The following is a 20,517-nucleotide window of genomic DNA, read 5'->3' on the forward strand; positions in this document are numbered from 1 at the left end:
GGCCCTTCCATTTTGACGCTGTGGGCTTTATTCAACCAGCGCTGCGGGTTGGATCAGGCTGTGGCAGCGCCTCTTCCAACGCGCTCAAATACTCTCCTAGGGTCGCTTCCAGTCGCTCATGCATGAAACTCTGGAACGGCTGCAAGTCCTCGACGAGCGAGCCGCGCTCCAGAGCGTCGAGATAGGTTTTGCGGTCTTCCAGCCGCACGGCGACCGGCGGATAGCCGCCCCGGATCAGCAAGAGATTCATGAGGAGCCGCGCCGTGCGGCCATTGCCGTCGCCGAAAGGATGAATGGCGGTCAGTCGGAAATGGGCTTCGAACACCGAGGCCGGATCAAGCGGCGCGGTTTTCAGCCAGGCGCTGAACTCTTCCATGAGTTGGGGAATCTTGGCGGGGTTCGGGAAGACGACGGACGAGCCTGCGATCCGACGCGGGAGCCGGCTGTAGATGCCGGCAATCGCGGGTTGGCTGCGGGCGACGATGCGGCGGTGCAATTCGCATACGGCGCTTTCGTCTATTGGCGTCGTCCGCGCGGCAAGCTCACGCATCCATTGCACGGCTTCATAATGATCGACGGCTTCGAGATGGTCGCGAAGCGATTTGCCGCCTACCGTAATGCCATGCTCGATGACTTCCGCCGTCTCCCGCAGCGTAAGGGTGTTCCCCTCGATCGCGTTGGACGTATAGGTGAGTTCAACGTCATAATGTTTCTGGAGCTGCGCCAAGGCAGCCGCCGACAGCGGACGCAACCGGTCGAGCCGCGCCTTCCTCTGTTCGATGCTGTCAATAAGAGCCGCAAGCATCAAAGGTGCTTAGCATATTATTGATAATAGGTCATCTTCTCCCGCCGCTCCTCTTCTTTTGGCGCGAAGTTCATGTGTTCTGGCGAAAACGTCGCGGCGCTCCATCTCGACAAGCTCGGGGTCAAGCTGACCAAGCTCTCAGCCCAGCAGGCGAGCTATCTCGGCCTGCCGGAGACCGGTCCCTTCAAGTCGGATCATTATCGGTATTGATTTTTGTCGCCGGGCTGAAAAGCCAGCGTTGGTTACGAACAGGGGCCGCCTTCGGGCGGCCCCTCGCTCTGATAACTATGGCTTTGGCTTACCCGGCGCCTCGCGTCGTCGCAAGCTCCATAACGGGGCTTATGCGGCTTTGACAGCGCCGCGAGGCGAAGCGCAGACTGTTACGTATGGGGCGCTAGCTGGCGGAGATCTATCGCAACAATGGCGAGATATTACAGCGATGAAAACATAAAAATTCTAGAGGATGAATGCGCTCATCTACGCTGGCGCAGTTTGCAGCTTCAACAACGCTGCATGGGGCATCAGTTCAGAAACGAACAGGCAAAGGAATTTGCCTTGCATGGGTTTTTAAGAAGGTTGGGTACTTTAGTTAGATGCATTGAGAATACGTTTTGCGCCATACCTCCAGAATTGGATGGAGTGCCAACATCCAACCAGACACAGGATGTCGCGATTCAGGTACAGGGATTCATCTTCAATGTATTCGGTTGCCTTGATAATCTGGCTTGGATGTGGGTCTTAGAGCGAAATGTTACGAAACCTGACGGCGCGCCTCTTCCGCCTGAATGGATTGGTTTGCGGGCGGCAAACAGGATCGTGAGAGATTCGCTTGGGCAAGAATTACATCAGTGTTTGGAAAGCATGTCTGATTGGTTTAAGTATCTCGAAGATTATAGACATGCGTTAGCTCATAGAATACCGTTATACGTGCCGCCTTTCTCTATCGCCCCTGATAAGGCAGATAGATATTGTGAGCTTGAGCGGTCAATTTTTGATCTTATTGTACAGCGTAAAAAGGCGGAGGCGCAGGCTCAACAACTTGAGCGTGACAGCCTTAGGTTTTTCCAGCCTTGCATAATGCATTCGTGGACGGGCGAAGCTAGGCCGATACAATTCCATACTCAAATGCTCACAGACTTCAAAACCATTGAGATGATTGCAGCGAAATTGTTAGACGACTTGGCCATACACCCCACATGAGGGGCGGTATCTCGGTGCAGAATTCAAGAATTATGCACCTGAGGAAGGGCTTTGATTCTTAGCGCTTTTTTTGGAGCATAATTCCAGGTGCGAAAGAACGGACAGCCCGAACTCGTCTCGACCAGCGGCTGGGCTCCCCCGCACTAAACCCCGCCTTCCTTGCAAATGATCTTCCATTCCGCGTCGGTGACGGGCTGGACCGAGAGCCTCGAATTATTGACCAGAATCATGTCCTTGAGGCGCGGATCGGCTTTGATGGCGACGAGCGAAACCGGCTTCTTCAGGGGCTTCACCGCGCGAAAGTCCACCATGCCGAACTTACCGGTCGCATCGGAGGGATCGGGATAGAAAAGCTTGATGACCTCGACAATGCCGACGATCTCTTTTCCCTCGTTCGAGTGATAGAAGAAGGCCTGCTCGCCGAGCTTCATCGCCATCAGATATTGCTTGGCGGTATGGTTGCGCACGCCGTTCCAGAACGTGCCTTTCTCGCCCGCCTCTACCTGGTTAACCCAGGACCATTTATTGGGCTCACTCTTGATCAGCCAATGCGCCACGGATTTCGCGCCTCCATTTGCGCAGGAAGCTAGAACATTTCCAATGCCGATGAAAAGAGGCTCATCCCGCTCTAGACGAGATCGGTGAACTCGGCTTTCGAGGGACGCGCGAGCAGGGCGGCGATCGCGTCGTCGATGGAGATCCGCTCCGCCAGCACGGCGTCGACGGCGGCGGCGATCGGCATGTCCACGCCGTTCGCCCTGGCGAGGTCGACCAGCACGCCGCAGGTAAAGGCCCTCGGCGAGGCCGCCCCGCTGTTCCGCCTCCGCGACGCTGCGTCGCGCCCCAGCGCGAGGCCGAGGGAATAATTGCGCGACATGGGCGAGGTGCAGGTGAGCACCAGATCGCCGAGCCCGGAAAGGCCCATCAATGTGCCGGGCTCGGCGCCGAAAGCCCGGCCGAATCGGCTGAGCTGGCGAAGCCGCGCGCGACCAGCGCCGCTCCGGCGCTCGCGCCGAGGCCGCGCCCGCCGCTATGCCATTGGCGATGGCGAGAACATTCTTGGCGGCGCCGCCGATTCGACGCCGCGCATGTCGTTTGATGAGTAAAGGCGGAACCAGGGCGCGGCGAGCATGGCTGCGAGAGCAGCGGCGAGTTCGCCGTCTTGCGCGGCGAGCGTGACGGCGGTCGGCAAGGCTTGCGCGACATCGGCGGCGAAGCTCGGCCCGGAGAGGACCGCCGGCGGATTTTGCGGCAGGATCTCGGCGACGACTTGGCTCAGGAACAGTCCGGTGGCGCGCTCGATGCCCTTGGCGCAGACGATGACGGGCGCGCCTTGCGCCAGATGCGGCGCGGCGGCTTCGAGCGTCGATCTCAGCGCCTGCGCCGGGACCACGGCGAGAATCGCGGCGGCGTCCGAAATCTGCGCGAGATCGGCGGTTGGATGGACATTCGACTGAAGCGGAACGCCTGGCAGATGGCGCGCATTGACGCCGGTCGCCGCCATCTCGGCGACATGCGCGGGGTCGCGCGCCCAAAGCGTCACCTCGACCTCCGCGCCCGAGCGGGCGGCGAGATTGGCGAGGGCGGTTCCCCAGGCGCCGGCGCCGAGAACCACGATCCGGCGGCTGCTCTCTATCGCCATGGCGCTTCCTTCATCGCTAACCTACCACGCGTCCGGTTTGAGGCCCGCGCGGTCCCTCGGCTTCGGCCGATTCTTCATAAAGGGACATAGGCTTTTGCTTCGCCTTAGCGGTATTTTTTTGTTGTCTGCGTCTCAAGGTCTCATGTCTGCGTAAGTCTTTCACCAATTTATCGCGGATCGGCTCGTCGGCGGAAAACGAATCTGCCCTAATTCGCTTTGACGCAAAAATATGGGAAGGCCATTCTGCCGGCTCGGTCTATGGATTTATGGGACCTGTTTATGGGACTTGGGACAATAATGCGGGAGCGCGTGGTCTCCCGCAAAGAATTCGGAGCAAGGCATGGCTGAAAGCATCAAGACCGACGTCGTCATCGTCGGCGCCGGGCCGGCTGGGCTCTTTGCGGTTTTCGAACTGGGCTTGCTCGACATCAAATGCCATCTGGTCGACATCCTGCCGAAACCCGGCGGCCAATGCGCCGAGCTTTATCCGGAAAAGCCGATCTACGACATTCCTGGCCTTCCGCTCGTGACAGGGCAGGGCCTTGTCGATCAGCTGTTGCAGCAGATCGAGCCGTTTCATCCGACTTTCCATTATGGCGATATGGTCGAGGCGCTGGAGGTTCTGGGGACCGCCGAGGCGCCGTCGTTTCGCGTCCGCGCCAGCGGCGGCAAAAGCTTCGAGTGCAAGGTCGTCATCGTGGCCGCGGGCGGCGGCTCCTTCCAGCCGAAAAAGCCGCCAATCGACGGCATCGAGGCCTATGAGGAGAAGTCGGTCTTCTACGCCGTGCGCAAGAAAGAGGATTTTCGCGACAAGAATGTCGTGATCGTCGGCGGCGGCGATTCCGCGCTGGACTGGACCCTCAACTTGCAGCCGATCGCCAAGCGGCTGACCTTGGTCCATCGCCGCGACGATTTTCGCGCCGCGCCGCATTCGGTCAAGGCCATGCGCGAGCTTGTCGAGTCCGGGCTGATCGATTTGCACATCGGCCAGATCTCGCATCTGGCCGGCGACGCCGGCGCGCTTTCCGGCGCGACCCTCAAGGCCAATGACGAATCGTCGCATGAAATCGCCTGCGAAAGGCTCGTGCCTTTCTTCGGGCTCACGATGAAGCTTGGCCCGATCGCCGATTGGGGTCTCAATCTCCATGAGAATCTCATCCCGGTCGACACCGAGAAATTCGAGACCAATATCCCGGGCATATTCGCGATCGGCGACATCAACCATTATCCCGGCAAGCTGAAGCTTATACTTTGCGGCTTTCACGAGGGCGCGCTGGCGGCGCAAAAGGCGCATCGCTATGTCTATCCGGACAAGCGGCTGACGTTTCAATACACGACCTCGTCCTCGAGCCTGCAAAAGAAGCTCGGCGTGCATTGAACCGCGCCGCTGAAATCTTCTCGCGCATCGTCCCGAGTGAAAGGACCGCATGACTCGCGTCGCGCTCTATACCGGCTCCTTCGATCCTTTGACCAATGGTCATGTCGACGTGATCGAAAACGCGGCGGGACTTTGCGACGAGTTGATCGTCGCAATCGGGGTGAATCCGGGCAAGACGCCGCTTTTCAGCATCGAGGAGCGCGTGAGGCTCATCGAGGAGGCGTGTCGCGGCCTTCTCGCCGCAAGATCATGCAAGCTCCGGGTGCAGACCTTTTCGGGGCTTGCGGTGGACGCGGCGCGCGCCGCCGGCGCGACTCTCATGGTTCGGGGTCTTCGCGACGGCTCGGACTTCGACTATGAAATGCAGATGGCCGGCATGAACGCGGCGATGGCGCCGGAGGTGAAGACGGTGTTTTTCGCCGCCTCTCCCACGGTCCGTCATATTACGGCGACATTAGTGCGCCAGATCGCCGGCATGGGAGGCGACGTGTCCTATTTCGTGCCGGGCGCCGTGGCGCGCGCGCTCGAAGCTAAACGGCGCGACTCGAAATAGGCTTGCCGACAGTTCGCTAGGGAGGATTGAACTCGAATGACGCTTCAACGAATGATTTTGGGCCTGGGCCTGGCTCTCGCCATCTTTTCCAATCTCGCCGCCGCGCCGGCGCAGGATCCGCAAAACACGCTCTATATGGACACCAAGAATGGCCGAATCACGATTCTGCTGCGGCCGGATCTCGCGCCCAAGCATGTCGCGCAGATAGAGGCCTTGACGAAGCGCGGTTTCTACGACGGGATTGTCTTCCATCGCGTCATCGAGGGTTTCATGGCGCAAACCGGCGATCCGACCGGCACCGGCATGGGAAAATCCGATCTGCCCAATATTCCGGCTGAATTTTCCGCCGAGCCATTCAAGCGCGGCACGGTTGGTATGGCCCGTTCGCAAGATCCGGACTCGGCCAATTCGCAATTCTTCATCTGCTTTGGCGACTCTTCCTTTCTCAACGGCAAATACACCGTTGTCGGCCAAGTGATCTCAGGGATGGATGTCGTCGACAAGATCAAGAAGGGCGCAAAGGAAAATAACGGCGCCGTCACGGACCCCGACAAGATCGTCAAGCTGCAGATCGCGGCGGACGCGGGTTCGGGCAAAGCGAAATAGGCGCTCCCCGCTTCGCGACGATAGCGAGAGCCGGCTCATCGGCAAACAGCTAAAGTTGAGCTTGTATCCCATTTGGGGGATGCGGCACGACCTTTGTCGCGGCAATATAGAATAGTTGCCGCGATGAAAACGGCGACCCGCTCCTTGCTCTCGGGCATGGAAGTCTTGTTTCTGTGATTCTCGATGTGGGGGCTGCGAGATTTATTGATAGCGGGTGCCGGCGGAAATCGTCCGCAAATAGATTTAACCTAACGAAATCATGTTCTCGTTCTTGCGCATTCGCCAGCAGATGCGCAAGAACTTTTTTCTCTATTTTAAATAGGCCTCTTACTTCAAGTTTAATCACAATTTCGCGCCGCCAAGCCTTTAATGTCACGAAGACTTTATGTCACGAAGACTTTATGTCACGAAGACTTTGGATGCGAAGCCTCGCTCCAGCCGCGCCTCGCTCGCGCGATTTGGCGGCTCGATTCCCTAGAGCGCTTCCCGATCGGATGGAATCATCTGATCGAAAAGGAATCGCTCAAATTCAAAGAGTTGGAGCATGTTCTGATCGAATAAAGTCGATCAACTTTTTCGGAACATGCTCTAGCCGCTCTTTCTCGGGCGCCGCCTGACCTCCCCGCCGGCCCCCCTTGCGGTTTACCTCAGCGCGCGCATCGGCTATTGCGTCGGCCACGAAGGACGTCAATCAAGCAGGAGTTCCGCATGCCGGAAGCCGGTAACACGCTCACATTGGAGACCACGCAAGGGCCCGTGGTGATCGAAATGCGGCCCGATCTCGCGCCGGGCCATGTCGAGCACATCAAGAAACTCGTGGCCGAGAAATTCTACGACGGCATTGTTTTCCATCGCGTCATCGAAGGGTTCATGGCGCAGACGGGTTGCCCGCATGGCACTGGGACGGGCGGGTCGAAATACCCTAACCTCAAGGCTGAGTTCAACGCCGAGCCGCATGTGCGCGGCGTCTGCTCCATGGCGCGGGCGCAGGACCCGAATTCCGCCAATTCGCAATTCTTCATTGTCTTCGCCGATGCGCGCTTTCTCGACCGCCAATATACGGTCTGGGGCAAGGTGACTTCGGGCATGGAGAACGTCGACAAGATCAAGCGCGGCGAACCGGTGCGCGATCCCGATAAGATCATCAGCGCGACCGTGAGCTGAATGGACCTGCCTGAAGCGCGTCGCGCCCGGGCTTAAGTGGGGCGTCGGGCCCGACGCACTGTTGGCGGTCTCAAACTCCGCACCGGAGCTTAAGGCGCAAACATGTTGCATGCGGCGATCCTCTCGCATGCAATAATTTCAAAATGCGCGTAAACCTTTTCGACTTCGATCTGCCTCCCGATCGGATCGCGCTGCGGCCCGCCGAGCCGCGCGACGCGGCGCGGCTTCTTGTCGTTCGCCCGGATCTTCCGGCGCCCTTCGAGGATCGCATGATCCGCGACCTGCCCGACCGTTTCGCGCCGGGCGATGTTCTCGTCGTCAATGACACGCGCGTCATCCCGGCGCGGCTCGAGGGCTTTCGCGCCAGGGGCTACGCCGGCGCGTGGATCGAAGCGACGCTGCATAAACGCGAGAGCGCCGCGGTTTGGCGCGCCTTTGCGCGGCCGGCCAAAAGATTGAAGCCGGGAGATATTATTCGCTTCCGCGCGGCCGATGGCTCGGATGACGCCGAGGGCCTGGAAGCGGAAGTCGTCGAAAAAGGCGAAGAGGGCGAGATCGCGCTGGCTTTCGCGCTCGCTGGGGCGGAGCTCGACAAGGCGATCGAGCGGATCGGACATATGCCTTTGCCGCCTTATATTTCAGGCAAGCGCCCAACCGATCAGCGCGACGCGCGAGATTATCAAACATTGTTCGCGCAACATCCGGGCGCTGTCGCCGCGCCAACCGCGAGCCTCCATTTCACGCCCGCCCTTGTGGCCGCCTTGGCTGAGCGCGGCGTCTCGATCCAGAAAGTGACGCTCCATGTGGGCGCAGGGACGTTTTTGCCGGTCAAGGCCGAAGATACGGCCGACCACAAGATGCACGCCGAATGGGGCGAGGTGAGTGCGGCGACGGCCGACGCCTTGAACCGGGCGCGCGCCTCCGGGGGGCGCATAATCGCCGCGGGCACGACCAGCTTGCGCATTCTCGAATCCGCCGCCATAGCGGACGGAACGATCGACGCTTTTTCTGGAGATACGTCGATCTTCATCACGCCAGGCTATGCGTTCAAGGCGGTCGATGCGCTCTTGACCAATTTCCATCTACCCCGTTCGACGCTTTTCATGTTGGTCGCGGCGTTCTCCGGCCTTGATCTCATGCAGGCGGCCTACAAGCACGCCATCGCGGCGGGCTATCGATTCTACAGTTATGGCGACGCTTGTCTGTTGTTTCCGGCCGCGCCAAGGGAGCCTTCATGAGCGAAGGCTTCCATTTCGAGGTCGCGCGATGCGATGGCTCCGCGCGCACCGGTGCAATAGAGACGCCTCGCGGAAAAATTCGCACGCCGGCCTTCATGCCGGTCGGGACGGCGGCGACCGTCAAGGCGATGCGCCCGGAAGCCGTGAAGGCGCTCGGCGCCGATATCGTGCTCGCCAACACCTATCATCTCATGTTGCGGCCCGGCGCCGAGCGCATCGCCGAACTCGGCGGCCTGCATAAATTCATGAATTGGCCCTGGCCGATCCTGACCGACTCCGGGGGCTTCCAGGTGATGTCGCTCGCCAAGCTCAGGAAACTCGACGAGAATGGCGTAACCTTCCAATCGCATATCGATGGCGCGCGGCATCTTCTGACGCCGGAGCGGTCGATGGAGATTCAGGACCTGCTCGGCGCCGATATCCAGATGCAATTCGACGAATGCGTCAGGCTTCCCTGCTCGGAAGAAGAAGCGCGCCGCGCCATGCTTTTGTCGCTGCGCTGGGCGGAGCGCTCCCAGACCGCCTTCGCGGCCCGGCCGGGACGCGCGCTGTTTGGCATCGTCCAGGGCGGCGCGAGCGAATCCTTGCGTATCGAAAGCGCCAAGGCTCTCATGGGTATGGGCTTTGACGGCTATGCGCTCGGCGGCCTCGCCGTGGGAGAGCCGCAAGAAATCATGCTCGCCATGATCGAATGTGCAATGCCCCACCTTCCGCACGAAAAACCACGCTATCTCATGGGCGTCGGCGCGCCGGACGATCTCCTCGAATCCGTGCGGCGCGGAATCGACATGTTCGATTGCGTGATGCCGACCCGGGCAGGGCGCCATGGCCTCGCCTACACAAGGCTTGGCCGGCTCAATCTGCGCAATGCGCGCCACGCCGCCGATCCGGCGCCCGTCGATCCACTCTCTGATTGCGCCGCCGCGCGGACCTACTCGCGCGCCTATTTGCACCATCTCATCAAATGCGGCGAGATTCTTGGCATGATGCTGCTGACGGAGATCAACCTCGCCTATTATGAGGGGCTGATGGAGCGCGCGCGGGGCGCGATCGCGGCCGGCCGTTTCGAGGCCTTTTGCGCCGAGACGAAAGAGGCATGGCGCGGCGGCGAGGCGCGGGCAATTTGAACGGAGGCTACCGACCCGCCAGCTCCAGCTTGAAGGCGCAGAGTCACGCCAGCTTCATAAATGTGCAACCGATCTGACCTCGGTGAGTAACAGTCCAGTACTAGGTTTGGGCAATTCGCGCATGACGCGGATTGTATCGTCCGTACAACCAAACCCAGAGGACTCTAGATGCACAAAATAACTCACTGCGCCGCAGGGGCAGCTGTCGCGCTGCTGATGGCGGGCGCCGCACCGGCTCTTGCGGCGACAAACTGCAAGCTTGGCAATGGCGTCCAGCACATTGTCTATCTGCAATTCGATAATGTTCATTTGCACAGGGACAACCCGAATGTCCCCTCGGATCTCGAGCAGATACCGAGCCTCCTGCATTTTCTGAAGAACAACGGCGCGTTGCTCGCCAATCATCACACGCCGCTGATTTCGCACACGTCGGTTGACATCCTGACTTCGTTGACCGGCGTCTATGGTGAAAAGTTTGGTTTCGCGGTCGGCAACAGTTTCGGCTATTTCGATCCGACTGGGACTCCTCATTTCACCAGCTCGTTTGCCTACTGGACTGATCAGGTCAATGAGGGTACGGCGCAAAATCCCGTGAACGTTCCGCAGATGGTCGACCAGCGCGGAAAAATCCACCCTGCGCCATGGGTTCCGTTCACCCGCGTTGGCTGCGATGTTGGGGCCTTCTCGCTCGCGAATATTGAATTTGAGAACACGACCACCGACGTCGATAACGTGTTCGGGCCGACCTCCCCCGAGCATAACGAGAACCTAACCAACCACACCTTGGCGTTGGCGGACTTCGAGGGAATCGCAATTCATTGCGCGCAGAATAGCCGCCTTTGCAGCGGCTCAGCTCATGCCAGGCCTGACGCGCTCAACGACGAACCGGGCGGTTACAGCGGCTTCCTGGCGCTCTTCGGCAATAAATACGTGGCGCCGGCGATCAACAAGGGCCTCGGCTATGTGCTCGATCTCGATGGCAACCACATCACCGACGGCTCCGGCAATGACGGATTCCCGTCGGGCTTCTCTCCGACGCCTTCGCAGACTCTTGGCTATGCCGCGCAGATGCTCGAGGCCGGCGTCCCCGTCGTCTATCTCTATATCGAGGACGCGCACGATAACCACAACTATCCCAACGCCCCGGCCAATCCGGATGGGACGTTTGGTCCCGGCGAGGCTGGCTACGTCTTCCAGTTGCAGGCTTACGATTCGGCCTTCAGCAAGTTCTTCGCGCGACTCAAGGCTCACGGAATCACTCCCGATAACACGCTGTTCGTGATCACCGCCGATGAGAACGACCATTTCGCGGGGTCGGTTGCTCGGGCCGTACCAGCCGGGTGCGATGGCATCCACATTCCCTGCAGCTACCCGACGGGTGCAAAGGGGGAGGTCGACGCCGACCTAAGTCTGGTTTACGCAACGGAGTTCGCCAATACGACGGCTTTCAGCGTGCACTCCGATGATGCGCCGAGCGTCCATATCAAGGGCAATCCCGCGCAGACCGATCCGGTCACGCGCAAGCTGGAGCGGCAAGCCGCCGCCCTCAAGGGATTCGATCCGATCATCGGCGGCGACAACAATGTCACCCAGGCGCTGGCGGATCATGCGGAGCTAGCCTTGCTCCACATGATCTCGCATGATCCCAATCGGACGCCCAACTTTGTTCTGTTCGGCAACCCGGATTATTTCCTGTCCGCTTCTGGAAAAACGGCGCCGCTTTGCACGCCGGTAGCCGATGCGGCGAGCTGCTTCGTGCAATCCCGCAACTTCGCTTGGAACCATGGCGACTTCCAGCGGGACATCGTTCGGACGTGGTTGGGCGTTGTCGGCCCCGGCGTGCGCAATCTGGGCCTTACCGATGAACTCTTCACCGATCACACCGATATCCGGCCCACCATCCTCAGCCTGACACATCTCAGTGATGACTATGCCCACGACGGGCGCGTCATTTTCGAAATAATACATGATGACGCGCTGCCGGTTTCGTTGCGTGGTCACACTGATACGTTGAGCGAGCTTGCGGAGGCTTATAAGCAGATCAATGCGCCAACCGGCAAACTAGGCATCACGACGCTCACCGGCATTTCCAGCCGCGCCCTCCAAGGAAGCGACGCGACTTATGCCGCGCTCGAAGCCAAGATTGTTGGCCTTACCAACCGACGCAACGAGATTGCGGGGAAGATGATAACCATGCTCGAGAACGCTGCATTCAAGGGCCAGAATATCGACGAAGGTGAGGCAAGGAATCTGATCGCCCAGGCCCACGCTTTGCTCAAATCGATCGACTAGATCTTCTCATCGCCCGAGTGATCCGTTCGCGCTTCAAAGCGCGGACGGCGGAAACGCTCGAGCCTCATTGAACTGAGCCGTCGGCGGCCTCCCTCAGCCGCCGGAGGACATCCATCGAGCCGTAGCCGTCCGCCGGGGCGACTTTGACGCCAATCTGGAAATCGTGGATCGCGTCGCGCGAGGCTTGGCCGAAGCGGCCGTCGATCGATCCTTTATAAAAGCCGAGCTTTTCCAGCAGGCTTTGTATCTCCGCTTTCTGCGTCCGGCTGAGAAAGACCTCTCCGGCCGGCCAATGGCCGCGCAGCCCGGGCTCGCCTTTGATGCGGTCGGCCAGAAGGCCGAGCGACACCGCGTAGGAATCCGAATTGTTATATTGCTTGAGAACCCAGTAATTTTCGGAGAGGAGAAAGGCCGGGCCTTGCGCGCCTGAAGGCAGGAACAGAGTCGCCTCACCGGCTGACGGAAGCGGGCTCTTGTCCGCGCTTACGACGCCGAGATTGGCGAAATCGGCGAAGCTGCGGTGTAGCGAGGCGAAGTCGAAGTTTTGTGGGAGAATGACTTCGATTCCCCAGGGCAGGCCCGGCCGCCACCCGGATTGGCGCAGGAAATTCGCGATCGAGGCCAGGCTGTCTTGCGGCCTGCCCCAAATATCGGGAAAAGCCGATCCATCGGCGCTGACCGCATATTTGAGATAGGCCGAGGGAATGAATTGCGGTCCGCCCATGGCGCCGGCCCAGGACCCTGTCAGTCTTGCGCGAGGAACCTCGCCCTTGTCGAGGATGACGAGGGCGCTCACGAATTCGTCGAGGAAGAGCGCGCGGTCCTGGCGCTTAAACGCCAATGTCGCGAGCGAACGGATGAGGTCCTTTCCATCCTGCGCACGTCCATAATCGCTCTCGACTCCGAAAGTGGCGACAAGGATTTCACGCGGGACGCCGAAACGGGGCTCGATTCGCACGAGATCGGCGTCCCATTGCTTCAAGGCGGCGCGGCCGCGTTGGATGCGCTGCGCCGAGACCGCCTCGGCGAGATAGGCGCTCAAAGGCTTGTCGAATTCCGCTTGTTTGCTCGCCGCCGTGGGCGCGGCGGGGTCAGGCTCGAGCCCTTGGAGCGCGGCGTCGAAGGTCTCGCGTCTGACTCCCTTGGCTTGCGCGAGGGGCCAGATCGCCTGCAGGAATTGTTGAAACTCGGCGCTCGCGGGCGCCGATCGCTCCGCCGCCCCGGCTTGCGCCGGAGTGCAGAGAGAGACAGCAAGCAGGAGGATGAGGCCGAGGCGCCGCAAAGTCCTTCGCCTCAAGCCGCGTCGCGTGGAACAGGCTTTTTCCGCGGCAGCCGAATTTTTCCTTCGCGCAGGGTTTCGAAGGTCACGTAGAGCATGGGAATCAAGAATATGCCAATCGCGCTCGCGGCGATCATTCCGGCGAAAACCGGCGTGCCGAGCGCGCGGCGGCTGATCTGCGCCGCGCCATGCGCGAGGACAAGCGGAACAAGGCCGAGGATAAAGGCGATCGACGTCATCATCACGGCACGAAAACGCATCCGCGCGCCGAGCTGCGCGGCTTCGCGAATATCCATTCCGCGCTCGCGTTGCTCCTTGGCGAATTCCACGATGAGAATGCCGTTTTTCGCCGACAGGGCGACAAGCACGACGAGGCCGATCTGGGCGTAAAGATTGAGCGGCAGTTCGGCGTAGAGAACGCCGACGAAAGCGCCGAACACGGCGACCGCGACCGACAGAAGCACCGGAACGGGAATGACCCAGCTCTCGTAAAGCGCGACGAGAAACAGATAGGCGAAGAGAAGCGCCAGCGCGAGGATGACGCCGGTTTGCCCGGACGCTTCGTGCTCCTGATAGGCGGTGCCGGTCCATTCATATGTGTAGCCCGGCGGCAGCGTCTTTGCCGAAACCTCTTCCATAGCCTGCAGCGCGCCGCCGGAGGAGACCCCCGGCGCGGGCGCGCCATTGACCGTGACCGAGCGATAATTGTTGTAGCGCGTGATGACCTGAGGACCGAGAACCGTGCGGATCGAAGCCAGCGACTGCAGCGGCGCCATCGTATTGGTTTTGGTGCGCACATAGATCTGCCAGATCGACGAAAAATCGCGGCGATCGGCGGCTTCGCCTTGCAGATTGACCTGCCATGTGCGGCCGTAAAGATTGAAGTTATTGATGTAGGTTCCGCCGAGCGTGGCCTGGAGCGCAGCGAATATGTCGGCGATGTTGACGCCGAGGGCCTGCGCCTTGTCGCGATCAATATCAAGATAGATCGAAGGATTGCTCGCGCTGAAGGTCGAAAAAACCTGGGTGAGCGCGGGGTTTCCGTTCGCCGCCGCTACGAGTCCCTGCATGACGCTCCCTATGGCGGCCGGATCCTGGCCTTCGAGCGCCTCGAGCTGATATTCAAAACCTCCAGAGGTTGAAAGACCAATGATCGGCGGCAGGTTGAAGGCGATCACCGAGGCGGTTCGGATCTGGCGCGCGTCGCCGAAGACCTTGGCGATCAAGGCCTGCGCAGAGTCGGCCGCTTTCGCGCGATCTTCGAACGGCTTGAGATTGGCGACGACGAAGGCGTTGTTGGATTCGCTGACCCCATCGAGCAGCGAAAAGCCGATGATAGCGAAAGTATCTTGAACCTGCGGCATGGCGAGCAGGAGCTTTTCCACCTGCCGCACTGTGTCGCTTGTGCGCGAGACCGAAGCCCCGTCGGGGAGTTGGATCGCCATGAAGAAGGCGCCCTGATCCTCCTCCGGCAGGAAGCCCGTCGGCGTTTTCAGCGAGAGGGCGAAAACGCCTGCGCCAAAAGCCGCGATGAGGATGAGGCCGAGGATCGCGACGCGCACGAGGCGACCAACCACGCCGGCGTAGAAGTCCCTCGTGGCGTCGATGGCGCGCAAGATCCATCGCATCGGTCCGCGATTTTGCGCGCCCGGCCGAAGCACGAGCGCGCAGAGAGCCGGCGACAAGGTGAGCGCGTTCAAGGCCGAGATCAGCATGGCGACGCTGATCGTGACCGCGAATTGACGGAAAAGCTGGCCGGAAACGCCGGGAATGAAGGCGATCGGCACGAACACGGACAGAAGCACCAAGGTGATCGCGATGATTGGCGCGGTGATCTGCTCCATCGCTTTCTTGGTCGCTTGCGCAGGGGTGAGATCAGGCTCCTCCTCCATCACGCGCTCGACATTTTCAACGACGACGATGGCGTCGTCGACGACGATGCCGATCGCCAGGACGAGGGCGAGCAGGGAGACCGTATTGGCGGAATAGCCGATCGCCAGGAGAACCGCGAAAGTGCCGATCAGGCTGACGGGAACGGCGACCGAAGGAATGACAGTGGCGCGCAAGCTGCCGAGGAACAGAAACACGACGAGGACGACGAGGACGAAAGCCTCGATCAAGGTGCGCAGGACCTCGTGAATCGTGGCCGAGACGAAGGTCGTCGAATCATAGACGACCTTGTACTTCAAGCCGGCGGGAAAGCGGGCCGCGACCTTGGTCAGGGTTTTCTGCACGAGGCCCGCGGTTTCGACCGCATTGGCGCCGGGCGAAAGATATATTCCGATGGCCACCGCGGCCTTGCCGGAGAGGCGTCCCTCATTGTCCATGTTTTGCGCGCCCATCTCCACGCGGGCGACGTCGCGGATTCGAACGATAGATCCGTCCGGGTTGGCGCGAAGGACAATATTGCCGAATTCCTCCGGCGTCGTCAGACGGCCTTGAGTTTCCAGATTGATCTGGAATTGCTGATCCGCCGCGATCGGACGCGCGCCGATGCGGCCGATCGGCGCTTGAACGTTCTGGGCCAGGATCGCATTGGTGACGTCGGAGGGCGCCAGATTGAGGCTGACCAGCCGCTGGATATCGAACCAGATGCGCATCGAATATGTGAGCTTGGCGAAGAGCATGGCTTGCCCGACGCCGGGCGTGCGCGACAATTCGTCGAGCACGTTGATTGTCGCGTAATTGCTGATGAAGAGAGGGTCCTGCTCGCCGGTCTCGCTGTAGAGCATCATGAATTGCAGGACGGCCGAGGATTGTTTTTGGACGGTGAGCCCCTGCTGCGTTACTTGCGCGGGCAATTGCGCAAGCGCTGTCTGGACCCGGTTGTTCACATTGACGGTGTCGATGTCCGGAGAGCTGTCGAGCCTGAAGCTGACGGTGAGGTTGTAGGTGCCGTCATTGCCGCTCGTCGATTTCATGTAGATCATCTTATCGACGCCGACCATCTGGGCCTCGAGAGGCTGAGCGACGGAGGCTTCGACGACCTGGGCGGACGCACCCGGATAATTCGCCGTCACCTGGACCTGCGGCGGCACGATGTCGGGAAACTGCGACACGGGGATGCGAAACAGCGCGAGGGCGCCTGCAATCGTGATGATGATTGCGATCACGATCGCGAGCCGCGGCCGATCGACGAAAACCGAAGAAAGCATTCACTCGCCTCAAAACTTGAAACGCCGACGACGGGCGTTGGCGCCGCTCCTCTTCAAGACGACGGCATGTCTCGAAAAAGCTGATTGGCTCGATTCCGCCCGGCCGCATGAGCCAGCGACCGGGAAGCGCTCCGACAAATACGCTCTTGCGCCGCTCCGTCGCCGCGGCGCGCCTCGCTATTTCGCCGAAGCGGTCGAGTCGGGCAGCAAAGGGAGCGGCGTCGCGGGTCCCGCCGCTACGGGCTGTCCCGGCCGCACCCTCTGTAGTCCCTCGACAATGACCAATTCGCCTTCCGTCACGCCGCTCCCCAGCGAGGCTGTCGTCGGGGTCGACTGGCCGAGCTTCACGTTTCGCCGTTGCGCCTTGCCGTCCTTATCGACGACATAGACATAGTCGCTTTGCTGATCCGAGAGGATCGCCGCTCGGGGAACGGCGAGGATCTCGACTGGCTTGACGCCTTCAAGAGAGACGCTGACGAACTCGGTGTCGGCGAGCTCGCGCGATGAGGTTGCGCCGTCGCTCGCCTTTGTCGGCAGAGGCGGATTGGGGATGGTCGCCCGCAGCATGATGGTGTCGGTCGAGGTCTGGACGGTATTGTCGATGAAGTCGACCTTGCCTAGCTGACCATAGATGCGCCCATCGGGCAGCCGAATCCGGACGGCCACGGCATCGAAGAATCCGCCGATTTCGGCATAGCGTTCGCGCAATGCGATGAAGGTGCGCACAGAGACCGGGAAAAGGACATACATCGGATCTTGTCCGACGACGGTGACGAGAACGCCGCTGCTCGGGCTCACGACATTGCCCGGCGTGACCGCAGTGCGTCCGATCTTGCCGTCGATCGGCGAAGAAATGATCGTATAATCAAGGTTGATCTTTGATTGCTTCGCGCTGGCCTTGGCGCCGAGTAATTGCGCCTCATAGCTGCGTTGCGCGGCGAGCGATGAATCGACCGTCGCCTGGGCGCCGGCCTGGGTCCGGAGCAGTTTTTGCGCGCGGTCGAGCGTGATGCTGGCGTTGACCAATTGCGCGTCCATTTGATCGGCCACAGCCTCCTTGGCGGCGAGATCAGCCTCGAACGGCCCGCGCTCGAGCCGATAGAGCACGGCGCCTTTCTTGACCTCGGCGCCATCCTTGAAGTCGACCTCTTCGAGAAAGGCGGTCACGCGGGCGACTATGTCCACACGATCAATGGCTTGGACGCGGCCAATGAATTCATTGCTTTCCGTAATCGGCTTTCGCTCGACCCGGACGACGCCGACGGCTGGAGGTCCGGCCGGGGCTCCCTGCGCGAAAGCAGCCTCGCTGAAGGAGAGCCCAATGAGGAGCGCGATCGCGCCGGATCTGAGCTGGCTCGTGAAACGTCTGCGTTTGGTTGGCGTGCGAGCATCGTGCGCGGCCAAAAAAAGTCTGAACGCAGCTAGGGCGCGGACGAGCGAGCGCCGCGCCGGAAAAAAGGATGCGAGTTGGTGCAATGCGACTGTCTCTACCCCAAGGCCCGCATCCCTTTTGGAAGGGCGGCGACGGCTATTCAGGACAGCCTAGAGCATTTTAGCGTTTGTTCGGAATCACGAAATCGTGGCTGTTTTCTGCGGCGGCTGTTTGCTATTGCGCCGCGCCTGTCGGTCCGGATTCGTCGGCGCCGGCCAGAAAGGATAAGACCCCGGAGAGCGGGTTTTGCGGCGCTGCGGGTTCGGGCGGCGTCGATGTCGACTCGGCGACGACCGGCGGAGAGGACGCGGTCCGCAATGTAACGAGCGCCTTCTTTTGTTTCGCCGTGTAATAATAGCCGCTGCTGAACAGGGTCACGGCGCGATCCTCGTCGCCATCGGCGAGCTGATAGGCGTTGGCGAGATAAGGCACAGCGTAGGTGAGGTTGATTTTCGGATCGAGAAGGCCTTTTACGTCGCCCTTATAGCCCATTTCGCGCGCCGTCGCATATTTGATCTGCATGAGGCCGAAGCAATGGCGATGGACGAGGCCAGGATGATAACGGCTCTCGCGCTTCACGATGCGATGGACGAAGGCCTCCGGGACGCCATGAATCTCGGCCTGGCGCGCGATCATTTCGTCATATGTCTTTGGCCGTTCATCCGCCGCCGCGATGCCGACCGAACAGGAGAGCGATCCGGCCAGCGTGCACAAGAGATTGCGCCACATAACGATTCCTCCGCGATCCCTCTTTTTCAGAATGGATTGCGGCTGGAAAAGGGCAGGGAGAGATGGTTAAGAATTGAGTTCGCCTGTGTTGCTTTGAGACAACACAAGCGGATGAGGCAGCCCTAATTTGAGCGGCGGCGCGTCGCTTCCCGCGCGCTAGTAAGATGGCTTTAGAGCTGGCGCTCGATCAATAGGCTCTTGATTTCGGCGATGGCCTTGGCCGGGTTCAGTCCCTTGGGGCAGGCCTTTGCGCAATTCATGATCGTGTGGCAGCGATACAGGCGGAATGGATCCTCGACATTGTCGAGCCGCTCGCCCGCCGCTTCGTCGCGGGAATCGATGAGCCAGCGATAGGCCTGCAAAAGTGCGGCAGGCCCGAGATAGCGGTCGTCGTTCCACCAATAGCTCGGGCAGGAGGTCGAGCAGCAGGCGCAGAGGATGCATTCATAGAGGCCATCGAGCTTTTCGCGCTCGATCGGCGACTGCCGCCATTCCTTCTCGGGCGCCGGCGTTGTCGTTTGCAGCCAGGGCTCGATCGAGGCGTGCTGGGCGTAGAAATTGGTGAGGTCCGGTACGAGATCCTTCACAACCGACAGATGCGGCAGCGGATAGATTCTGACCGGGCCCTTGACGTCGTCCATGTCCTTTGTGCAGGCGAGCGTATTGGTCCCGTCGATATTCATCGCGCAGGATCCGCAGACGCCTTCGCGGCAGGAGCGCCGGAAGGTCAGCGTCGGATCGATGTGGGACTTGAGCCAGATGAGGGCGTCGAGAACCATCGGCGCGCAATCGTCGCGATCGATGAAATAAGTGTCGATTCGCGGATTTTGCCCGTCGTCGGGGCTCCATCGATAGATGCGAAACTCTTTGAGACGTTTTGCGCCGGCGGGTTTCGGCCAAGTCTTGCCGGCGGTGGGGCGTGAATTTGCGGGAAGGGCGAATTCGACCATGAAAAACCTCGGAGGAGCGGCGGCTGGCGGGCGGACTGCGTCTGGGTCTACTCGACGACTGAAAAATAGCAATCCTTCAGGATCATTCGGTCACGCCCTAACATCCTGCGCATAAAGCGCCGACGCAAAATCCAGAGATCGGCCCCTGCAAATTGAATCATGGCCGTCCTTGACTCCGATTGCTAAGCAGTGCGGCGCGCGAAGATGAGGATCACTGTTCCAAGCGAGGGCGGGGTGAGCTTCTGGAACAATGTCAGGAGACGATAGAGCAAGACATTGTTCCCATGATAAACCGCGCCCGGATTGCTCGTATAGGTCGCGTTTGTCCATTGATCGGCGGCGAACCGCTCCCGAACGTCGCGCAGCGTGTTCAACCTGTAGAATTTGGGAAAGACGTCCGCCTCGCGCCGCTTTGGTTGCAACAGGCGAAGCACTTTCATTTCCATGGCGCCCGACAGGATTCTGGCGCCGATGCTGAAATAGCTCCAGCGATTGGGTGTGCGGGCGCAGAACCAGCCGCCGACCTTGAGCACCCGCCGGACCTCCTCCGCAAAGGATTGCGGATCCTCGATATGCTCCACGACCCAGTCACAAAGGATGAGATCGAAGGTCTGATCCGCGAAAGGCAGCGGCTTTCCGGGCTCAACAATTTCCGCCTGATCGAGTTCCGGATTTGTCTTGACCGCGGGGTCTACGTCAACCCCGACCCTGCGCGCATATTTCTTGCCGAGCCGGACTAGCCAATGCCTCCACGGTCCGTTGCTGTCGAACTGCGCGCCGCGGCCAGCGCCGAGGTCCAGCACCGTCGCCCCTTCGGGAAGAACCGCAACCACACGTTGATAGAATTCAACCGTGCCATCATCCTGAGCATAACCGCCGGCGACAAATTCGGGATGATATTTGGACGCGACATCGTTTTGAAACTCCAGAAGAGTGTCCTCGACTGAATGCGTCATGTAAAAATTCC

At 60.3% G+C, this 20,517-nt stretch carries 16 protein-coding genes and 2 pseudogenes; 9 read left to right on the forward strand and 9 right to left on the reverse strand.

Annotation, left to right across the window (positions count from 1 at the left end; genetic code table 11):
• Positions 1 to 31: 31 nt before the first annotated feature.
• Positions 32 to 805: a Fic family protein gene (locus RZS28_RS13265; RefSeq protein ID WP_407338215.1), complete on the reverse strand. Its 774-nt coding sequence runs from the start codon at positions 803 to 805 to the stop codon at positions 32 to 34.
• 84 nt (positions 806 to 889) lie between these two features.
• Between RZS28_RS13265 and RZS28_RS13270 the strand changes: the two are divergent.
• Positions 890 to 1,015 (forward strand): annotated as a pseudogene (locus tag RZS28_RS13270) (adenosylhomocysteinase); the annotation flags it as partial.
• Positions 1,016 to 1,225: 210 nt separating this feature from the next.
• Positions 1,226 to 2,005 (forward strand): hypothetical protein, encoded by a 780-nt coding sequence (locus RZS28_RS13275; RefSeq protein ID WP_407338216.1) that lies wholly within the window; start codon positions 1,226 to 1,228, stop codon positions 2,003 to 2,005.
• Between the two features lie 143 nt (positions 2,006 to 2,148).
• Here the strand turns inward: RZS28_RS13275 and RZS28_RS13280 are convergent, their stop codons facing one another.
• The gene (locus RZS28_RS13280) at positions 2,149 to 2,562 is read right to left on the reverse strand and encodes an EVE domain-containing protein (protein ID WP_407338217.1); all 414 of its coding nucleotides are present in this window, start codon (positions 2,560 to 2,562) and stop codon (positions 2,149 to 2,151) included.
• 71 nt (positions 2,563 to 2,633) lie between these two features.
• A pseudogene (locus RZS28_RS13285) lies at positions 2,634 to 3,647 on the reverse strand (NAD(P)H-dependent glycerol-3-phosphate dehydrogenase).
• Between the two features lie 340 nt (positions 3,648 to 3,987).
• Between RZS28_RS13285 and RZS28_RS13290 the strand changes: the two are divergent.
• The 7 genes from RZS28_RS13290 to RZS28_RS13320 all read left to right on the forward strand — a co-directional run bounded on the left by RZS28_RS13290 (position 3,988) and on the right by RZS28_RS13320 (position 12,005).
• The gene (locus RZS28_RS13290; protein ID WP_407338218.1) at positions 3,988 to 5,025 is read left to right on the forward strand and encodes an NAD(P)/FAD-dependent oxidoreductase; all 1,038 of its coding nucleotides are present in this window, start codon (positions 3,988 to 3,990) and stop codon (positions 5,023 to 5,025) included.
• 49 nt (positions 5,026 to 5,074) lie between these two features.
• Complete coding sequence (coaD, locus tag RZS28_RS13295) at positions 5,075 to 5,578, forward strand: pantetheine-phosphate adenylyltransferase (protein WP_407338219.1); 504 nt, start codon at positions 5,075 to 5,077, stop codon at positions 5,576 to 5,578.
• A gap of 36 nt (positions 5,579 to 5,614) precedes the next feature.
• A complete protein-coding gene (locus RZS28_RS13300) occupies positions 5,615 to 6,184 on the forward strand; it encodes a peptidylprolyl isomerase (RefSeq protein ID WP_407338220.1) in 570 nt (189 codons plus the stop codon).
• A 708-nt stretch (positions 6,185 to 6,892) separates the two neighbouring features.
• Positions 6,893 to 7,348 carry a peptidylprolyl isomerase gene (locus RZS28_RS13305; RefSeq protein WP_407338221.1) on the forward strand — a complete coding sequence of 152 codons (456 nt, stop codon included), beginning with the start codon at positions 6,893 to 6,895 and terminating at the stop codon, positions 7,346 to 7,348.
• Positions 7,349 to 7,491: 143 nt separating this feature from the next.
• Positions 7,492 to 8,586, forward strand: a complete 1,095-nt coding sequence (queA, locus tag RZS28_RS13310) for a tRNA preQ1(34) S-adenosylmethionine ribosyltransferase-isomerase QueA (RefSeq protein WP_407338222.1) — start codon at positions 7,492 to 7,494, stop codon at positions 8,584 to 8,586.
• Positions 8,583 to 9,713 carry a tRNA guanosine(34) transglycosylase Tgt gene (gene tgt, locus RZS28_RS13315; protein WP_407338223.1) on the forward strand — a complete coding sequence of 377 codons (1,131 nt, stop codon included), beginning with the start codon at positions 8,583 to 8,585 and terminating at the stop codon, positions 9,711 to 9,713. The genes queA and tgt overlap by 4 nt, the downstream gene beginning before the upstream one ends.
• A gap of 216 nt (positions 9,714 to 9,929) precedes the next feature.
• Positions 9,930 to 12,005, forward strand: coding sequence for a hypothetical protein (locus tag RZS28_RS13320; protein ID WP_407338224.1), 2,076 nt, complete (start codon positions 9,930 to 9,932; stop codon positions 12,003 to 12,005).
• A 64-nt stretch (positions 12,006 to 12,069) separates the two neighbouring features.
• Here RZS28_RS13320 and RZS28_RS13325 read toward each other — a convergent pair whose 3' ends face one another.
• From RZS28_RS13325 to RZS28_RS13350, 6 genes are all read right to left on the reverse strand, one after another.
• A complete protein-coding gene (locus RZS28_RS13325; protein WP_407338225.1) occupies positions 12,070 to 13,287 on the reverse strand; it encodes a lytic murein transglycosylase in 1,218 nt (405 codons plus the stop codon).
• A gap of 11 nt (positions 13,288 to 13,298) precedes the next feature.
• Positions 13,299 to 16,439, reverse strand: coding sequence for an efflux RND transporter permease subunit (locus RZS28_RS13330; RefSeq protein ID WP_407338226.1), 3,141 nt, complete (start codon positions 16,437 to 16,439; stop codon positions 13,299 to 13,301).
• A 177-nt stretch (positions 16,440 to 16,616) separates the two neighbouring features.
• Positions 16,617 to 17,843 (reverse strand): efflux RND transporter periplasmic adaptor subunit, encoded by a 1,227-nt coding sequence (locus RZS28_RS13335; RefSeq protein ID WP_407338227.1) that lies wholly within the window; start codon positions 17,841 to 17,843, stop codon positions 16,617 to 16,619.
• 202 nt (positions 17,844 to 18,045) lie between these two features.
• The gene (locus tag RZS28_RS13340; protein ID WP_407338228.1) at positions 18,046 to 18,600 is read right to left on the reverse strand and encodes a transglycosylase SLT domain-containing protein; all 555 of its coding nucleotides are present in this window, start codon (positions 18,598 to 18,600) and stop codon (positions 18,046 to 18,048) included.
• 170 nt (positions 18,601 to 18,770) lie between these two features.
• Positions 18,771 to 19,550 carry a succinate dehydrogenase iron-sulfur subunit gene (locus tag RZS28_RS13345; protein ID WP_407338229.1) on the reverse strand — a complete coding sequence of 260 codons (780 nt, stop codon included), beginning with the start codon at positions 19,548 to 19,550 and terminating at the stop codon, positions 18,771 to 18,773.
• A 182-nt stretch (positions 19,551 to 19,732) separates the two neighbouring features.
• Positions 19,733 to 20,506, reverse strand: a complete 774-nt coding sequence (locus RZS28_RS13350) for a class I SAM-dependent methyltransferase (protein WP_407338230.1) — start codon at positions 20,504 to 20,506, stop codon at positions 19,733 to 19,735.
• Positions 20,507 to 20,517: the final 11 nt, after the last annotated feature.

It is taken from the genome of Methylocapsa polymorpha, assembly GCF_045689225.1.
Classification (GTDB): Bacteria; Pseudomonadota; Alphaproteobacteria; order Rhizobiales; family Beijerinckiaceae; genus Methylocapsa; species Methylocapsa polymorpha.